This is a genomic window from Pedococcus sp. P2_D7 (assembly GCF_056404295.1).
The window spans coordinates 347,684-362,832 of the sequence record NZ_JBFUEH010000003.1; the positions used below are offsets into that span (position 1 = coordinate 347,684).

Sequence of the window (15,149 nt, forward strand, 5' to 3'; positions counted from 1 at the left end):
AGTCTCGTGCTCGACAGCCCGGACCGCCCGGACCGCCCGGCCCGGTCAGCGCCGTCGAGCGCGTCGCTTCTGCACCATGCGGTGGTCGAACGGCGCCGCCATGAACTCCCCCAGCACGCCGCCCGCCGCGATCGCCAGGAGCACCGCCATCGCCCCCAGCAGGGTGGTCAGCCCCCCTTGGAGCGACAGCGTCCCGGAGTCGGCCGACGACCCGTTCACCATCTCGTAGAGGCCGCGGAAGATCGCCAGACCCGGGAGCAGGCCGTAGGACGCCGGGACGACGAGCACCATCGCCGGCGCGCCCATCCGGAGCGCCAGCAGTCGTCCCGCACACCCGAGCACGATCGCCGCCAGCCCGGCGGCGGACAGCTGGCCCAGCCCGTCGACCTTCGAGACAGCGAGGGAGACCCCGACGCCCACCGCACACAGCACGCCGCTGGGCACCACCAGCATCCGGCCCGTGCGCAGCGACACCGCACCGGCCAACCCGACCACGAAGGCGCCCACCACCGCCAGCAGCACCGGGGCGTTGAGCGCCTGCGTGGACACGATGGACGGCGAGGCGACGTTCAGGCCGAAGGCACTGGTCAGGGCCAGGGTCAGCTGCAGCCCGGTCGCCACCCCGAGGATGATCCCGGCCGTCGTGAGGAACACCGCGAACATCCGGCCGGCACCGGTCACGGAGTAGCCCGAGATCGCGTCCTCGAAAGCCGAGGCGACCGTGCGACCCGGCAGGAGCACGGTGATCCCGCCCGCGACGATGAAGGCGAATTCCGACGAGGACACGGGGAGCCAGCCCGCCGCACCGAGGCTGAATGCGCCCCACGCGAGCACGGTCGCGAGGAACCCACCGATCGCACACTGGTAGAAGTCCGGGAGGCCGCCCTTGCCGAGCGTCCGCGCGGCATACCCGACCAGGAGGGCCGACAACCCGGCGACGAGCGCCGCGACGGGACCGGCGCCGAGCATCACCGCGATGGCGGCGGCCAGCAGGCCGAGCGCACCGCGCACCGTCCACTTCGGCCAGAACCGCGGCGCGCGGCGGATCTCGCGCAGCTGGGCGGCGGCGGCCTCGCGGTCGTAGGACCCGGCGACGAGGTTCTCGACGAACTCGTGCACGGCCGTGAGCCGGGCGAAGTCACGCGTCGACGACCGCACCACCCTCAGCATCGTGATCGGCGCCCCGGAACCCGTCGTGCACTGGATCAGCAACGACTGCAACGTGATGTCGACCTCGAGGTTGTCGAGCCCGGCCGCCGCGGCCACCGCCACGACCGACGACTCGACCTGGGGAGCGCCGGCGCCGCAGCGCAGCATCAGCTCGCCGACGCGCAGGGCGAGGTCGAGCGAGGCCCGCGCCTCGCGCTCCTCGGCCGCCGCCTGTCGCACCCGCGGGTTGCGGTAGGGCGTGTGCCGCAGGGACTCGACCATCGGCAGGGTCTCGGTCAGCTCCTCGCCGCGCCAGATCCGGCTGTGCCGCAACACCGGTCGACGCTTGGCGGGAGGACGAACGGGCCGGTCCGGGACGCCTTCGGTCATCCCGTCAGGCCCACCCCGGGCAGCACGGCCGAGGGTGGTTCGTAGGGCCACCACAGCGGGATGCCGCCGTTCTGCACGATCACCACCACGACCCCTGCCGCCACGAGCAGGGCGAGGGCCACGACGACCTTCGTGCCCCGCGGACCCGGGCTGACGCCGCGGACGATGCTGCGGGTGCCCCGGCGCAGGCCCGAGCCGCCGGGGCCCCACCACGCCATGAGGGCCGCGACCGCCGCGCCCACCGCGAGCGGCCCGGACGAGTCGGGGTGGGGCTGGCCGCCGTAGACGGCGACCGTGCCCAGCGCCGTGCTGAAGACCGCGCAGATGCCCACGACCAGCGGGAGGACCGCGCTGACGACGGTGGCGAGCGCGCCCACGACGAGGTGCCAGGGGCTCGCCACGACGGCCACCGGCACGTCGGAGCGACGCGGTCCGCGGGTGTGCCGCCGCAGGACCAGGGAGGTGACGGACCGGTCGGCGGTGCGAGCGGCCCACGACCAGAGCACCGCGACGACCGCAGCGACCACCGGGAACCCCGCGACACCCGCGACGACGGCAGCAAGCAGTGCCAGCAGCGTGCCGGTGCGCGCCGGCCGCCCGATGCGTGGGTCCGGCTGGCCGGCGCCACCCTCCCAGGCAGCCTGCCACTCCGACGGCTCGCCCTCGGGCTCGTCCCACGGGACCAGCTCGCCCTCCGGCTCGGGCGACCAGACGGGTTCGGCGACCGGCTGCGGCTCGACCTGCCGGGCGACCGGCGCGGGTGCGACCGCAGGCCGCTCCCAGCGGGCCGTGGTCCGGTGCTCAAAGGCCTGGGTATGCCGTGACGGCGCCGTGAGTGCCTCGGTCACCGGCTGGCCGGTGGCGTAGCGCTCCAGCGCGTCGACGACCTCGTCGGCATCGGGGCGCTCGCGCGGCACGGGCGACAGGGCGGCATACAGGAGCGGCGCGAGCCGGGGGTCGACGCCGGTGAGGTCGGCCTCGCCGCGGCTGACCCGCGACAGGACGACGTCCATCGGGCCACGGCCGAAGGGCGGGGCGCCGCTCGCGGCGAAGGCGAGCGTCGCCGCCCAGCCCCACCAGTCGGTCGCCTCGGTGACGGGCGCGCCCTCGACCACTTCGGGCGAGAGGTAGCCGGGGGTGCCCATCACCAACCCGGTCATGGTGATCCGCACGTCGTCCGCGACGTGGGCGATCCCGAAGTCGATGAGCACGGGGTCGCCGTCGAGCAGCAGGACGTTGCCGGGCTTGAGGTCGCGGTGGATCACGTCGGCCTCGTGGATGGCGTCGAGCGCCTCGGCGAGTCCGCGGCCCAGCCGGAGCAGCTCCTCGCCCCGCATGGGGCCTACATCCTTCACGACGTCGTCGAGGGCCGGGCCCGGGACGTAGCGCGTGACGAGGTAGGGGCGTTCGCCGTCGAGGTCTGCGTCGATGACCGCAGCCACCCGGTCGTCGCGGATCCGGCTGAGCACCTGTACCTCGCGAGCCAGGCGGGTGCGGGCGTCCCGGTCGTGCGCGACGTGGGGGCGCAGCAGCTTGAGGGCCACCGCCCTGCCGCTGGGATCGAGCGCCAGGTGGACCACCCCCATGCCGCCCTCGCCGAGCTGCTGGATGAGGCGGTACGGCCCGATCCGGGGGCCCTCGGGCACGGCGGAACGCCCGTCGCTCCCCTCGATCGCCTCCGTGGTCACCCCACCACGGTACGTGGGCGTCCCTGTGAAACGGGTCAGGCTACTGCTGGATGTACCCAACGAGTTGGTCACGCTCGGACTGCAGCTCGTCGATCCGGTGCTTGACGATGTCGCCGATGCTGACGATCGCGTGCAGCTTGCCGTCGACGACGACGGGCACGTGGCGGATCCGCATCTCGGTCATCGTGCGGGCCAGCTCCTCGATCGGGACGTCGAGCCCAGAGGTCTTCACGTCGGCCGTCATGATCGAGCCGACGGGCGCCAGCAGGACGGCGGCCCCGTCCTTCTGGAGGTGCCGCACGACGTCGCGCTCGCTGACGATGCCGGTGACGCTCTCACCGTCGTCGCTCACCACGAGGGCACCGATGCGGTGCTCCGCGAGCAGGTCGAGCAGCCGTTCCACGGTCTCCTCGGAGCGGATGGTGACCACTTGGCCACCCTTGCGTCGCACGACATCCGAGATCCTCATGGTCCAGACGGTAGACCGCTGGGAGGGCCACCGCTAGGGGAGCCGCGTGCGGTGGACGTGACGTCTGTGGGGTTCGGGACGCGACCTGCGGGTATGCCGATGGGTGGGCCACCGACATAGGGTTGCCTTCGCAACGAAACCGTGGAGTTGATTCCCTGTGCCTCGCAGCCAGAAGCAGTTCGACCTCGTCATCGCCGCCAACCGACTGCCCGTCGACCGGGTGGTGGGCCCCGACGGGGAGGAGTCCTGGCGGACCAGCCCGGGGGGCCTGGTGACGGCGATGGAGTCGGTCATGCGGGGTCGCGAGGGCGCCTGGGTGGGCTGGGCCGGGGAGGCCGGGGACGCCCCCGAGCCGTTCGTCGAGGACGACATGTACCTGCGCCCGGTGGCCCTGTCCGAGGACGAGGTCGCGCACTACTACGAGGGTTTCAGCAACGACACCCTGTGGCCGATCTACCACGACGTGATCGTCCCGGCGACGTTCCACCGCTTCTGGTTCACCGCCTACGAGGCGGTCAACCGCCGGTTCGCCGAGGCCATCTGCGAGGTCGCCGCGAAGGGCGCGACCGTCTGGGTGCACGACTACCAGCTCCAGCTGGTGCCGGCGATGGTGCGCGAGCTGCGTCCCGACGTGCGGATCGGCTGGTTCGACCACATCCCGTTCCCGCCGGTCGAGCTCTTCGCCCAGCTGCCGTGGCGACGGGCCGTGCTCGAGGGACTGCTCGGTGCCGACTACCTCGGCTTCCAGCGGGTCGCCGACGCGCAGAACTTCGTGCGGGCCTGCCGCCAGCTGCTGGGGCTGCCGACCAAGGGCGACACCGTCTCGGTGTCGCGGGCCGAGGACAGCCGACGGGTGCGGGCCAGCGCCGTCCCGATCTCCATCGACTACGTGGGCCTCGAGGCAGTCGCCAAGCTGCCCGAGACGATTCAGCGCGCCCAGGAGATCCGGGAGTCGCTCGGCAACCCCCGCACCCTGCTGCTCGGTGTCGACCGCCTCGACTACACCAAGGGAATCGGCCACCGGATCAAGGCCTACGGCGAGCTGCTCGAGGAGGGCCAGGTCTCCCCGCCGAACGAGGTCTTCGTCCAGGTGGCCACACCCAGCCGGGAGCGGGTCGCCGCCTATCGCGAGCTGCGGCACGAGATCGAGGGCGAGGTGGGGCGGCTCAACGGCGAGCACAGCCGGATCGGTGCACCCGCCGTCCAGTACCTCCACCACTCCTACCCGCGCCAGGAGATGGCCGCGCTCTACCTCGCGGCCGACGTCGTGCTGGTGACCCCGCTGCGCGACGGCATGAACCTCGTGGCGAAGGAGTACGTCACGTGCCGCCACGACGAGGGCGGGGCGCTGGTGCTGTCCGAGTTCACGGGGGCGTTCCACGAGCTGCACCAGGCGTTCGTCTGCAACCCGCACGACATCGAGGGCTTGAAGCAGACGATCATGCGGGCCATCGAGACCCCCGACAAGGAGAAGCGTCGCCTCATGCGGGCGATGCGTCGCCGGGTCGCCGACCACGACGTGCAGCGCTGGGCCTCGCGGTTCCTCGAGGCACTGGAGGTCGCCCCCGAGCGGCCCCAGCGCTCGACCCGTGAGCAGAAGGCCGACGACGAGCACGCACGGGCCGATCGCACGGCGCGCGAGCTGCACCACGCCAGGGCGGCCAAGGCGGCCAAGGCGACGACGCCGCGATGACCCTGCCGCCCGACCTGGTGACCGCCCTCGACCAGCTGGCCGCGACGTCGCGGCTGCTGGTGGCCTCCGACTTCGACGGCGTGCTGGCCCCGCTCGTCGCCGACCCCTCGCAGTCGCGTGCCCTCCCCGGCACCATCGAGGCGCTCGAGGGCCTCGCCGCCCTGCCCGGCACGCACGCCGCGGTCGTCTCCGGCCGCGACCTCGACACCCTCACCGCGCTCACCGGGCTCGCCGACAGCGCCGTGACCCGCATCGGCACCCACGGAGCGGAGACCAGCCGGGCCACGGCGGCCGCCCTCACCGACGACCAGCAGGAGACCTTGGCGCGGGTGACGCGCGAGCTCGAGGCCGTGTGCGAGGGCCGGCCTGATGGCGTCTACCTGGAGTCCAAGCCCAGCGCGGTCGTCCTGCACACCCGCCGGATGACCGACCGCGCGGCTGCCGACGCCGTGGAGGCGGCGGCGCTCGAGGTGACCACGCGGCATACCGGCCTGCACGTCCTGCACGGGAAGCAGGTGGTGGAGGTCGGGGTGGTCCGGGCCGACAAGGGCACCGCCCTGGTGGCCCTGCGCGACGAGGTGGGGGCTCAGGCCGTCGCCTACTTCGGCGACGACGTGACCGACGAGGACGCGTTCCGGGCGCTCGGCGACGACGACGTGACGGTCAAGGTCGGCGACGGCGAGACAGCGGCGCGGTTCCGGGTCGAGCACCCCGAGGACGCCGCCGAGGCCCTGACCTACCTCGTCGAGCGCCGCACCTCCCACGCCTCCCGCTAGGACCCTCCCGCCAGCAACCTTTGCTCGAGCCCCTCAGCGGCTCGGCGCGGCTCCGGTCGAGGCCCGCACGACGAGCTCGGGGCGGAAGACGTACTCGGCCCGCGGCGCGGGCTCCCCGGCGATCTCGTCGAGCAGCGCGCGCACGGCGGCCTCGGCCATCGCCTGCACGCTCTGCCGCACGGTGGTCAGGGGCGGGTCGGTGAAGGCGATGAGCGGCGAGTCGTCGTAGCCGACCACGGAGAAGTCGGCCGGCACCTGCTTGCCGGCCCGCCGGGCCGCGCGGATCGCGCCGAGGGCCATCAGGTCGGAGCCGCAGACGACCGCCGTGCAGCCCTTCTCGATGAGGCGCGCGGCTGCCGTGTCACCACCCTCGACCGAGAACATCGTCCGCTCGATCAGCTCGTCGACGTCCTCCCGGCCGAGCAGGGTGCGCATCGAGGTGCGGAAGCCGTCGATCTTGCGGATCACCGGCACGAACCGCTCCGGCCCCACCGCCAGCCCGATCTGGGTGTGCCCCAGCTGCACCAGGTGCGTCAGCGCGAGCTCCATGGACGCGACGTCGTCGTTGGAGATGAAGGGCGCGTCGATGCCCTCCTGGTAGCCGTTCACGAGCACGATCGGCAGCTCCCGCTCGCGCAGGCTCGTGTAGCGCTCGGGGTCGGTCGTGACGTCGGCGTGCTGGCCCGAGACGTAGATGATCCCGGCCACCCCGCGGTCGAGCAGCATCTGGACGTACTCGTCCTCGTGCACTCCCCCGGGCGTCTGGGTGCACAGCACCGGCGTGAACTGGTGCCGCGCCAGGGCCGTCTCGATGATCTGCGCGAACGCCGGGAAGATCGGGTTGGTCAGCTCGGGGACGATCAGCCCGACGAGGTCGGCGGTCTTGCGCCGCAGCCGTGACGGCCGGTCGTACCCGAGGATGTCGAGCGAGGTCAGCACGGCCTCGCGGGTCGCCTCGGCCACGCCGGGCTTGCCGTTGAGCACCCGGCTGACGGTGGCCTCGCTGACGTCGGCGTGCGCCGCGATGTCAGCCAGTCTCGCCTTCATGGCGGTGACGGTAGCAAGAACTTGCAGGCCCGACGGACCACACGCTGCAAGATATTTCAGGTATGCCGTCGGGTCGCCGCGCGTGTAAACGTTTCCACACCGTCTCACCAGCGTGGACCAGCACTGGCGCAACGACCCACGCTGGGCCAGACTGAGGCCACCGCGGACACCGATGTCGGCGGCAGCAGCACCCTTTACAACGGATCGTCCGGCACGTTCCTGCCGGTGAAGGAGAGGCAACGAAGCCATGGCAACTGTCAAGTTCGACGACGCAACCCGGCTCTACCCGGGCAACGACAAGCCCTCGGTTGACAAGCTCAACATCGACATCGAGGACGGCGAGTTCCTCGTCCTGGTCGGTCCCTCCGGATGTGGCAAGTCCACCTCCCTCCGCATGCTCGCGGGCCTCGAAGAGGTCAACGCGGGCAAGATCTGGATCGGTGACCGCGACGTCACCAACCTGTCCCCCAAGGACCGCGACGTCGCGATGGTCTTCCAGAACTACGCGCTCTACCCCCACATGACGGTGGCCGACAACATGGGCTTCGCGCTCAAGATCGCCGGCGTCGACAAGGGCGAGATCCGCAAGCGCGTCGAGGAGGCTGCCAAGATCCTCGACCTCGAGCAGTACCTCGAGCGCAAGCCGAAGGCCCTCTCCGGTGGCCAGCGCCAGCGCGTCGCCATGGGTCGCGCGATCGTGCGCTCCCCCCAGGTGTTCCTCATGGACGAGCCGCTGTCGAACCTCGACGCCAAGCTCCGCGTCCAGACCCGCACGCAGATCGCGTCGCTCCAGCGTCGCCTCGGCGTCACCACCGTCTACGTCACCCACGACCAGGTCGAGGCCATGACGATGGGTGACCGCGTCGCGGTCCTCAAGGACGGCCTGCTCATGCAGTGCGACAGCCCGCGCCGCATGTACGACCACCCGGACAACGTCTTCGTCGCCGGCTTCATCGGCTCCCCCGCCATGAACCTGCTCGACGTCGACGTGGCCGACGGCGGCGTGAAGGTCGGTGGCTCGACGGTCCCCGTGGAGCGCGCCATCCTCGACGCCTCCTCCGGCAAGAACATCACGCTGGGTGTCCGCCCCGAGGACCTCGAGCTCACCACCGAGGGCCAGGGCATCCCGGTCACCGTGGACGTCGTCGAGGAGCTCGGCGCCGACGCCTACATCTACGGCTCGACCAAGGCGCACCAGCACATCGAGGCCGACGAGGACGCCGAGGGCGAGCGCCCGTTCATCGCCCGCGTCGACGGCCGCAAGCCCCCGCAGAAGGGCGAGACCGTCTTCCTCGCCCCGAAGACCGGGCACGTGCACGCCTTCGACGCCACCACGGGCCTGCGCCTCGGCGACTGACCCGAACAGCACCGTATGCCGGGTGGCCGGCTCCTCGTCGTGGGAGCCGGCCACTCCGGTTCTGCCCTGTCGTGGCGTCGCTGGGAGGATGAAGCGTGGCACTCGAGATCACTGCGGCACGACCTGACCCGGCCATGCTGGACCTCCCGTGGGAGCTCCCCCTGGAGACCTGGCCCGAGCAGCACCTCGCCGCGCTGCCGCGAGGCATCTCGCGCCACGTCGTGCGGTTCGTCAAGCTCTCGGGGAGGGTGCTGGCGGTCAAGGAGATCAAGGCCGACATCGCGGTCCGCGAGTACCAGCTCCTGCGCATGCTCAACCGGTTGGACCTGCCGTGCGTCGAGCCGTTCGGGGTGGTCAGCGGTCGCACCGCGATCGACGGGACTCCCCTCGACGCCTGCCTGATCACCCGGCACCTGCAGTTCTCGCTGCCCTACCGCGCGCTGTTCAGCCAGTCGCTGCGGCCCGACACCACGGCCCGGCTCATCGACGCCCTCGCCGTGCTGCTCGTTCGCGTCCACCTGGTCGGCTTCTGGTGGGGTGACGTGTCCCTGTCCAACACGCTGTTCCGGCGCGACGCAGGGGCGTTCGCGGCATACCTCGTCGACGCGGAGACCGGTGAGCTGCACCAGACGCTCACCGCCGGACAGCGCGAGCACGACCTCGACATCGCCCGGGTCAACATCGCCGGCGAGCTGATGGACCTCGAGGCCGGCGGGTTCCTCGAGGCCGGGGTCGACGCGGTGGACACGTCGAACCGGATCGTCGAGCGCTACGCCGAGCTGTGGGAGGAGCTGACCGGCCTCGAGCGCTTCGAGCGCGGCGACCGGTGGCGCGTCGACGAGCGCATCCGCCGCCTCAACGAGCTCGGCTTCGACGTGGACGAGCTGGCCATCTCCACCGACATCGGTGGCACCACCATCCAGATCCAGCCCAAGGTGGTCGACGCCGGCCACCACTCGCGACGACTCCTGCGTCTCACCGGTCTCGACGTGGAGGAGAACCAGGCCCGCCGGCTGCTCAACGACCTCGACTCCTACCGCGCCGGCACGGACCGCCAGAACGACGACGAGGAGATCGTCGCGCACGACTGGCTCCAGCGGATCTACGAACCCATCACCCGGACCGTCCCGCGCGAGCTGGGCGGCAAGCTCGAACCGGCCGAGCTGTTCCACGAGGTGCTCGAGCACCGGTGGTACCTGTCCGAGCGGGCCGGCCATGACATGCCGATCGAGGACGCGATCGCCGACTACGTGAAGACGGTGCTGCCGAGCAAGCCCGACGAGGCCACCGTCGTCGGCGTCGACACGGTCGAGATGCCGGTCGTGGCCATGTTCGACGACGACTGAGTCGACGAAAACGGTCGGCTGCATCGGCCACTCGGATGATATCGAGCCCAAACGGCACCTAGGTGACGCCAGCCTCCCAATACGGTGGCCACGACAATCGCACCACCGCCTCCAGGGGAAACTTCATGAGTCAGGCTCAGGCCACCTCCACCGCCCACCAGCAGGACTTCGGGCGGGGGACGTGGACACCGCCAGCCGGCTGGTTGACCCGGGTCGCGGCGCGGCTGATCGACGACCTGGTCCAGGTGGTCGGCACCCTCCCCTACGTCGTCGGCCTCGTCATGCTGCTCGGGCTCCAGAGCTCGGGCGCGACCATCTACCAGTCCGTCGACCCGGCTCGCCAGACCGACCACGTCACCGTCATCGCGGGTCTCGGGCTGATGGGTCTGGGCGGCATCCTCAGCCTGGTCATCTGGATCTGGAACCGCGTCGTCCACCAGGGACGCACGGGTCAGACCCTCGGCAAGGCGGTCATGAAGATCGTGCTCGTCTCGAGCACGACCGGGAAGCCGGTCGGCCCCGCGTCCGCCCTCGCCCGCGAGATCGCGCACCTCGTCGACGGCGTCCTCTACATCGGCTACCTCTGGCCGCTGTGGGACCCCCGCAAGCAGACGCTGGCCGACAAGATCGTCGGGACCATGGTGACCCAGGAGGTCCGTCCGGCGCAGTGCGACGAGGCGACCTGGGCCCAGCGCGCCCTGGGCTGAGCGCCGCGCCCGGCTGCTAGTTTGCGGGCGACCCGAGGGGACCCATGACACAGCCACCGCACGACCCGTTCGCCCACCCACCGCTGCCGGTCGCCGCCGTGCCCGGCCAGCCGGCGCCCCGCGCGTATGCCGCGTCGCCGCCTCCGGTGGCCGGCGCCCCGTGGGGGCCGCGCGAGCCCTGGGGGCCGCTGGCCGACTGGGGCACTCGCGTCGCGGCCAGCCTCATCGACAGCCTGGTGCAGCTCATCGGGGGGATCCCCTACGTCCTCGGGATCGTGCTGTTCGTCATCGGGGCGCCGAAGCCCGGCCTCGACAGCACCGGCACGCAGTTCGAGTACGCGCGACCTGACACCGGGAACACCGGCCTCATGGTGGTCGGTGGCCTGCTCTTCGTGATCGGGTTCCTCGCGGCGCTCGGCCTCCAGATCTGGAACCGCGCGTTCAAGCAGGGACGGACCGGTCAGAGCATCGGCAAGAAGGTGATGGGGATCCGGCTCGTCGACGAGCACAGCGGTCAGCCGATCGGCGCCGGGATGGCGTTCGTGCGCGACCTCGCGCACGCCCTCGACGGTGCCGTCTACATCGGCTACCTGTGGCCGCTGTGGGACGACAAGCGCCAGACCTTCGCCGACAAGATCCTCAACACCGTCGTGGTCGAGGTCCGAAAATCCCCAGCGGGTCAGTAACCGTTGCTCATGGAGCTCGAGCCGAACGAGCCGAGCGCGACGACGAAGATCACCCAGAGGATCCCGCCGACCACGCCCGCGATGGCAGACCACATCGCGAAGTTCTTGGCCTTGTTCGCGGAGTCGCGAGCGCCGGCGACATCGCCCGCGGCCCACTTGCTGTTGACCTGGGCGGCGAAGACGATGGAGACGACGCCGAGCGGCAGGCAGCAGAAGACGGTCGACAGGATCGCCCAGACCAGGTAGTTCGCCGGCGGGGCGCCACCCGCACCGGAGGAGTAGTAGTCGGGCGTGTACGGCGGGGGCGGCGGCGGGGGCGGGGTGCCGTAGTCAGACATGCGGTGGGTCCCTTCGGAGTGCGCGTTCCGCTCCCCCCAATGGGCGCGGCAGGGCGAAACGCTAGCGGACCGGACCCGCGTCGCGCCGGGACTCGCGCAGGGTGCAGCCGAACGGGTGGGTCGCCCGGCGAGCCCAGCTGACGTGCTCGGCCGCAGAAGAGGTCAGGCCGGCGAGCTCAGGCCGGCGACAGCCAGGTCCAGCCGGGCACGTTGCGCAGCACCCAGAACGCGAGCACCAGGGTCAGCAAGCCGTAGAGCAGGAAAGCGGGTGCCGCCCAGGTCCGCGCAAGGCCCCGCCAGCGCCGACGCGTCCAGAGCACGAAGGCGACGAGGAGGCCACCGGCGGCGAGCACCATCAAGGGATTTCGGGCGAGGGCGCCGCCGAGGTCGCCGTGGGCGAGGTCGTGCAGGGCCCGCAGCGAACCGCAGCCCGGGCAGTAGTAGCCGGTCAGCGCCAGGAACGGGCAGGTCGGGTAGTGCCCCGGCTGGTTGGGGTCGACCGTGGCGACCAGGGTCGTCGCGGCCGCCGCCGCGGCCAGGGCGAGGCCGGGCACGCGCAACGCCCCGAACCCCCGTGCGACGACGGGTGGCGCGGGGCGCTGCGGTGCCACGGTGGTCATTGAATCCCTCGGGGACCGAGACCTACTTGTTCAGGTTGGGCAGGACGAATGCGAAGTAGAGACCGTTGACGACGACGCCGACGATGGCCGCGATGATCGCAAAACGCTTGGCCTTCTCCGACGAGGCCTGGGCTCCGGCGACGTCGCCCGAGGCGAACTTGCCGTTGACCTGGGCCGCGAAGACGATCGAGGCGATACCGAACGGGAGGCAGCAGAAGATCGTCGTCAGGATGGCGAAGACGAGGTAGTTCGGCGGCGGCGTGCCCCCAGCGGTCGGCTGGTTGTACCCGGGCGCGGCGGGCGGGGGCGGCGGCGGGGTGCCGTAGTCAGACATGCTGGTGAGTCCCTTCGAGGTTGCGGGAGTCGCTCCCCCTTGGGGCGACTGCGCGAAACGGTAGCGGATCGACCCAGGTCAAGGGGCGTAGATGACCCTCAGATCGCGCGGCGTCGCGCGACCTCGTAGAGCGCCACCCCGGTGGCGATGCCGGCATTGAGCGACTCGACCGCCGAGGACATGGGGATCGACACGATCTGGTCGCAGGTCTCCCGCACCAGCCGCGACAGCCCCTTGCCCTCCGAACCGGTCACGATGACGATCGGCTCGGTGGCCAGGGCCAGGTCGGGCAGCTGGACGTCACCGTCCATGTCGAGCCCGAGGACGAAGAACCCGGCCTTGCGGTACTCCTCCAGGGCGCGCGTCAGGTTCGCGGCGAGCGCGACCGGGACGCGGGCCGCGGCACCCGCGGAGGTCTTCCACGCGCTGGCGGTCATCCCGACCGACCGGCGCTCGGGCACGACCACACCGTGGCCGCCGAACGCAGCCACCGAGCGGATGATGGCGCCGAGGTTGCGCGGGTCCGTGATGCCGTCGAGCGCGACGACAAGGGGTATGCCGGGTGCTTGCGGGTCGATGAAGTCGCTGGGGTGCGCGTACTCGTAGGGCGGGACCTGCAGGGCCAGGCCCTGGTGGACCGCGCCGTCGGTGAGTCGGTCGAGCTCGCCCCTCGGGGTCTCGAGGATCGCGATGCCCTTGGCGGTCGCGGTCTTGAGCGCCTCGCGGACGCGGTCGTCCGAGTCGATCCGGCCGGCGACGTACATCGTCGTGACCGGCACGTCCGCGCGCAGCGCCTCGACGACGGAGTTGCGACCCGCCACGATCTCGCTCGACGCCTTGCCGCGACGCGACCCGCCCCGGCTCGCACTCGGTCGGGCGCCCGGCTTCGAGCCGTGCTTCTCGACCGCCTTGGCGATGCGGTTGGCCTTGTGCTTGGGTCGGTCCTCGGCCTTGGGCGTCGGGCCCCTGCCCTCGAGACCGCGACGGCGCTGACCGCCGGACCCGACGGTGGCGCCCTTCTTCGACGCGCCCTTGCGGATGGCGCCACGTCGCTGGGAGTTGCCAGCCATGGGTGTTCCTCTCAGCTCTCGCGGCGGGCGAGCGACCAGTTCGCTCCCGACGCCGTGTCTTCGATGACGATGCCGACCGCGCCCAGCTGGTCGCGGATGGCATCGGCGGTCGCAAAGTCGCGGGCCGCGCGGGCGGCTGCCCGGGCCTCCAGCTGCACCTGGACGAGGGCGTCGAGCGCGACCTGCGCGTCACCCGAGCCGTTGTCCGTGCCACCGCCCCAGTGCGGGTCGAGCGGGTTCACGCCGAGCAGGTCGGTCATCGCCACGACCGCGGCGAAGGCCGTCGCGAGGCCCTCGTCGTCGCCGTCGTCGATGGCGGTGTTTCCCGCCCGGACGGTGTCGTGGAGGACGGCGAGCGCACCTGACACGTTGAGGTCGTCGTCCATCGCGGCGGCATACGCGTCGGGGATAGTGGTGTGGTCCGGGGAGGTGGACGTGCCTTCGGGCAGGGCGCGCAGCGCGCGGGTCAGGAAGCCCTCGATCCGCTCCACCGTCGCCTCGGCCTCGCGCAGCGAGCCCTCGTGGTACTCGATGGTCGAGCGGTAGTGCGCCGCCGTGAGGTAGTAGCGGACGGCCAGCGGGCGGGCGACCTTGGTGACCTCGGAGACGACCAGGCTGTTGCCCAGCGACTTGCTCATCTTCTCGCCACCGACGGTGACCCAGGCGTTGTGCAGCCAGTAGGTCGCGAAGCCGAGCCCGGCGGCGTGCGACTGCGCCTGCTCGTTCTCATGGTGCGGGAAGCGGAGGTCGACGCCGCCGCCGTGGATGTCGAAGGCGTCGCCGAGGTACTTGCGCGCCATGGCCGAGCACTCGAGGTGCCAGCCGGGGCGGCCGACGCCGAACGGCGTGGCCCACGACGCGGTGGCCGGCTCCGCCTCCTTGCGTCCCTTCCAGAGCGCGAAGTCGCGGGGGTCGCGCTTGCCACGCGGGTCGGCGTCCTGCGCCGCCTCCATGTCCTCGATCTTCTGGTGGGTCAGCGAGCCGTACTCGGGGAAGCTCTTCACGTCGAAGTACACGTCACCGCTGGCGTCGGTGGCGGCGTAGGCGTGGCCCTTGTCGACGAGGGTCTCCATGAGCGCGACCATCTCGGGGATGTGCCCGGTGGCGCGGGGCTCGTAGGTGGGGGCCAGCACCGCGAGGGAGTCGAGCGCCGCGGCGGTGGCGACCTCGTTGCGGTAGGACAGGGCGAACCACTCCTCGCCGGCCTCCGCCGACTTCGCGAGGATCTTGTCGTCGATGTCGGTGACGTTGCGCACCAGCGTGACGGCGTAGCCGTGGCGGCCCTCGAGCCACCGGCGCAGGACGTCGAAGGCGACGGCGAAGCGCACGTGCCCGATGTGGGGTGCGCCTTGGGTCGTGAGCCCGCAGATGTAGATGCCGACCCGACCGGGAACCAGAGGGGTGAAGTCGCGCAGCTCGCGCGCGGCGGTGTCGTACAGGCGAAGACTCACGCGCGCAAGGCTACCTGCGCGGGGGTCC

Annotated in this window: 15 protein-coding genes; 6 read left to right on the plus strand and 9 right to left on the minus strand. The window is 71.5% G+C overall.

The features are described from left to right. Positions 1 to 45: 45 nt before the first annotated feature. The 3 genes from AC1DWJ_RS08775 to AC1DWJ_RS08785 are packed head-to-tail and all read right to left on the minus strand — an operon-like array spanning position 46 to position 3,696. A complete protein-coding gene (locus AC1DWJ_RS08775) occupies positions 46 to 1,485 on the minus strand; it encodes a threonine/serine exporter family protein (protein ID WP_477620573.1) in 1,440 nt (479 codons plus the stop codon). Positions 1,486 to 1,535: 50 nt separating this feature from the next. Next, positions 1,536 to 3,227, minus strand: coding sequence for a serine/threonine-protein kinase (locus tag AC1DWJ_RS08780; protein WP_477620574.1), 1,692 nt, complete (start codon positions 3,225 to 3,227; stop codon positions 1,536 to 1,538). 40 nt (positions 3,228 to 3,267) lie between these two features. Beyond that, positions 3,268 to 3,696 (minus strand): CBS domain-containing protein, encoded by a 429-nt coding sequence (locus AC1DWJ_RS08785; protein WP_056922323.1) that lies wholly within the window; start codon positions 3,694 to 3,696, stop codon positions 3,268 to 3,270. Between the two features lie 157 nt (positions 3,697 to 3,853). Between AC1DWJ_RS08785 and AC1DWJ_RS08790 the strand changes: the two genes are divergently transcribed. Together AC1DWJ_RS08790 and otsB are read left to right on the plus strand one after the other, a co-directional pair. Further along, a complete protein-coding gene (locus tag AC1DWJ_RS08790) occupies positions 3,854 to 5,389 on the plus strand; it encodes an alpha,alpha-trehalose-phosphate synthase (UDP-forming) (protein ID WP_477620575.1) in 1,536 nt (511 codons plus the stop codon). Then, positions 5,386 to 6,165, plus strand: coding sequence for a trehalose-phosphatase (otsB, locus tag AC1DWJ_RS08795; RefSeq protein WP_457254788.1), 780 nt, complete (start codon positions 5,386 to 5,388; stop codon positions 6,163 to 6,165). The genes AC1DWJ_RS08790 and otsB overlap by 4 nt, the downstream gene beginning before the upstream one ends. Before the next feature lie 33 nt (positions 6,166 to 6,198). Here the strand turns inward: otsB and AC1DWJ_RS08800 are convergent, their stop codons facing one another. After that, on the minus strand, positions 6,199 to 7,212 hold the full coding sequence (locus AC1DWJ_RS08800; protein ID WP_457254789.1) for a LacI family DNA-binding transcriptional regulator: 1,014 nt from the start codon (positions 7,210 to 7,212) through the stop codon (positions 6,199 to 6,201). A gap of 247 nt (positions 7,213 to 7,459) precedes the next feature. Between AC1DWJ_RS08800 and AC1DWJ_RS08805 the strand changes: the two genes are divergently transcribed. The 4 genes from AC1DWJ_RS08805 (at position 7,460) to AC1DWJ_RS08820 (ending at position 11,308) form a co-directional block, all read left to right on the plus strand. Then, entirely contained in the window at positions 7,460 to 8,569 is a 1,110-nt protein-coding gene (locus AC1DWJ_RS08805; protein WP_477620576.1) for an ABC transporter ATP-binding protein, read from the plus strand. A gap of 95 nt (positions 8,570 to 8,664) precedes the next feature. Next, positions 8,665 to 9,915, plus strand: coding sequence for a DUF4032 domain-containing protein (locus AC1DWJ_RS08810; RefSeq protein WP_457254791.1), 1,251 nt, complete (start codon positions 8,665 to 8,667; stop codon positions 9,913 to 9,915). Positions 9,916 to 10,040: 125 nt separating this feature from the next. After that, a complete protein-coding gene (locus tag AC1DWJ_RS08815; protein WP_457254792.1) occupies positions 10,041 to 10,622 on the plus strand; it encodes an RDD family protein in 582 nt (193 codons plus the stop codon). Positions 10,623 to 10,666: 44 nt separating this feature from the next. Then, positions 10,667 to 11,308 carry an RDD family protein gene (locus AC1DWJ_RS08820; RefSeq protein WP_477620577.1) on the plus strand — a complete coding sequence of 214 codons (642 nt, stop codon included), beginning with the start codon at positions 10,667 to 10,669 and terminating at the stop codon, positions 11,306 to 11,308. On the opposite strand, the gene AC1DWJ_RS08825 is transcribed toward AC1DWJ_RS08820, so the two are convergent. The 5 genes from AC1DWJ_RS08825 to cysS form a co-directional block, all read right to left on the minus strand. Beyond that, positions 11,302 to 11,646, minus strand: coding sequence for a CD225/dispanin family protein (locus AC1DWJ_RS08825; protein ID WP_457254794.1), 345 nt, complete (start codon positions 11,644 to 11,646; stop codon positions 11,302 to 11,304). The two genes, AC1DWJ_RS08820 and AC1DWJ_RS08825, sit on opposite strands and share 7 nt — an antisense overlap. Positions 11,647 to 11,822: 176 nt before the next feature. Continuing rightward, positions 11,823 to 12,266, minus strand: coding sequence for a DUF2752 domain-containing protein (locus tag AC1DWJ_RS08830; RefSeq protein WP_457254795.1), 444 nt, complete (start codon positions 12,264 to 12,266; stop codon positions 11,823 to 11,825). A gap of 22 nt (positions 12,267 to 12,288) precedes the next feature. Next, entirely contained in the window at positions 12,289 to 12,600 is a 312-nt protein-coding gene (locus AC1DWJ_RS08835) for a CD225/dispanin family protein (RefSeq protein WP_477620578.1), read from the minus strand. A gap of 98 nt (positions 12,601 to 12,698) precedes the next feature. Next, positions 12,699 to 13,670, minus strand: coding sequence for a 23S rRNA (guanosine(2251)-2'-O)-methyltransferase RlmB (gene rlmB / locus AC1DWJ_RS08840; protein ID WP_056922098.1), 972 nt, complete (start codon positions 13,668 to 13,670; stop codon positions 12,699 to 12,701). A gap of 11 nt (positions 13,671 to 13,681) precedes the next feature. Next, on the minus strand, positions 13,682 to 15,121 hold the full coding sequence (cysS, locus tag AC1DWJ_RS08845) for a cysteine--tRNA ligase (protein ID WP_457254798.1): 1,440 nt from the start codon (positions 15,119 to 15,121) through the stop codon (positions 13,682 to 13,684). Between the last annotated feature and the right edge of the window lie 28 nt (positions 15,122 to 15,149).

What these genes read in the sequence shown, in the direction of transcription:
- AC1DWJ_RS08785 (WP_056922323.1), bottom strand. Translation starts at nt 3,696, where the DNA reads ATGAGGATCTCGGATGTCGTGCGACGCAAGGGTGGCCAAGTGGTCACC.
- otsB (WP_457254788.1), top strand. Translation starts at nt 5,386, where the DNA reads ATGACCCTGCCGCCCGACCTGGTGACCGCCCTCGACCAGCTGGCCGCG.
- AC1DWJ_RS08800 (WP_457254789.1), bottom strand. Translation starts at nt 7,212, where the DNA reads ATGAAGGCGAGACTGGCTGACATCGCGGCGCACGCCGACGTCAGCGAG.
- AC1DWJ_RS08805 (WP_477620576.1), top strand. Translation starts at nt 7,460, where the DNA reads ATGGCAACTGTCAAGTTCGACGACGCAACCCGGCTCTACCCGGGCAAC.
- AC1DWJ_RS08815 (WP_457254792.1), top strand. Translation starts at nt 10,041, where the DNA reads ATGAGTCAGGCTCAGGCCACCTCCACCGCCCACCAGCAGGACTTCGGG.
- AC1DWJ_RS08820 (WP_477620577.1), top strand. Translation starts at nt 10,667, where the DNA reads ATGACACAGCCACCGCACGACCCGTTCGCCCACCCACCGCTGCCGGTC.
- AC1DWJ_RS08825 (WP_457254794.1), bottom strand. Translation starts at nt 11,646, where the DNA reads ATGTCTGACTACGGCACCCCGCCCCCGCCGCCGCCCCCGCCGTACACG.
- AC1DWJ_RS08830 (WP_457254795.1), bottom strand. Translation starts at nt 12,266, where the DNA reads ATGACCACCGTGGCACCGCAGCGCCCCGCGCCACCCGTCGTCGCACGG.
- AC1DWJ_RS08835 (WP_477620578.1), bottom strand. Translation starts at nt 12,600, where the DNA reads ATGTCTGACTACGGCACCCCGCCGCCGCCCCCGCCCGCCGCGCCCGGG.
- rlmB (WP_056922098.1), bottom strand. Translation starts at nt 13,670, where the DNA reads ATGGCTGGCAACTCCCAGCGACGTGGCGCCATCCGCAAGGGCGCGTCG.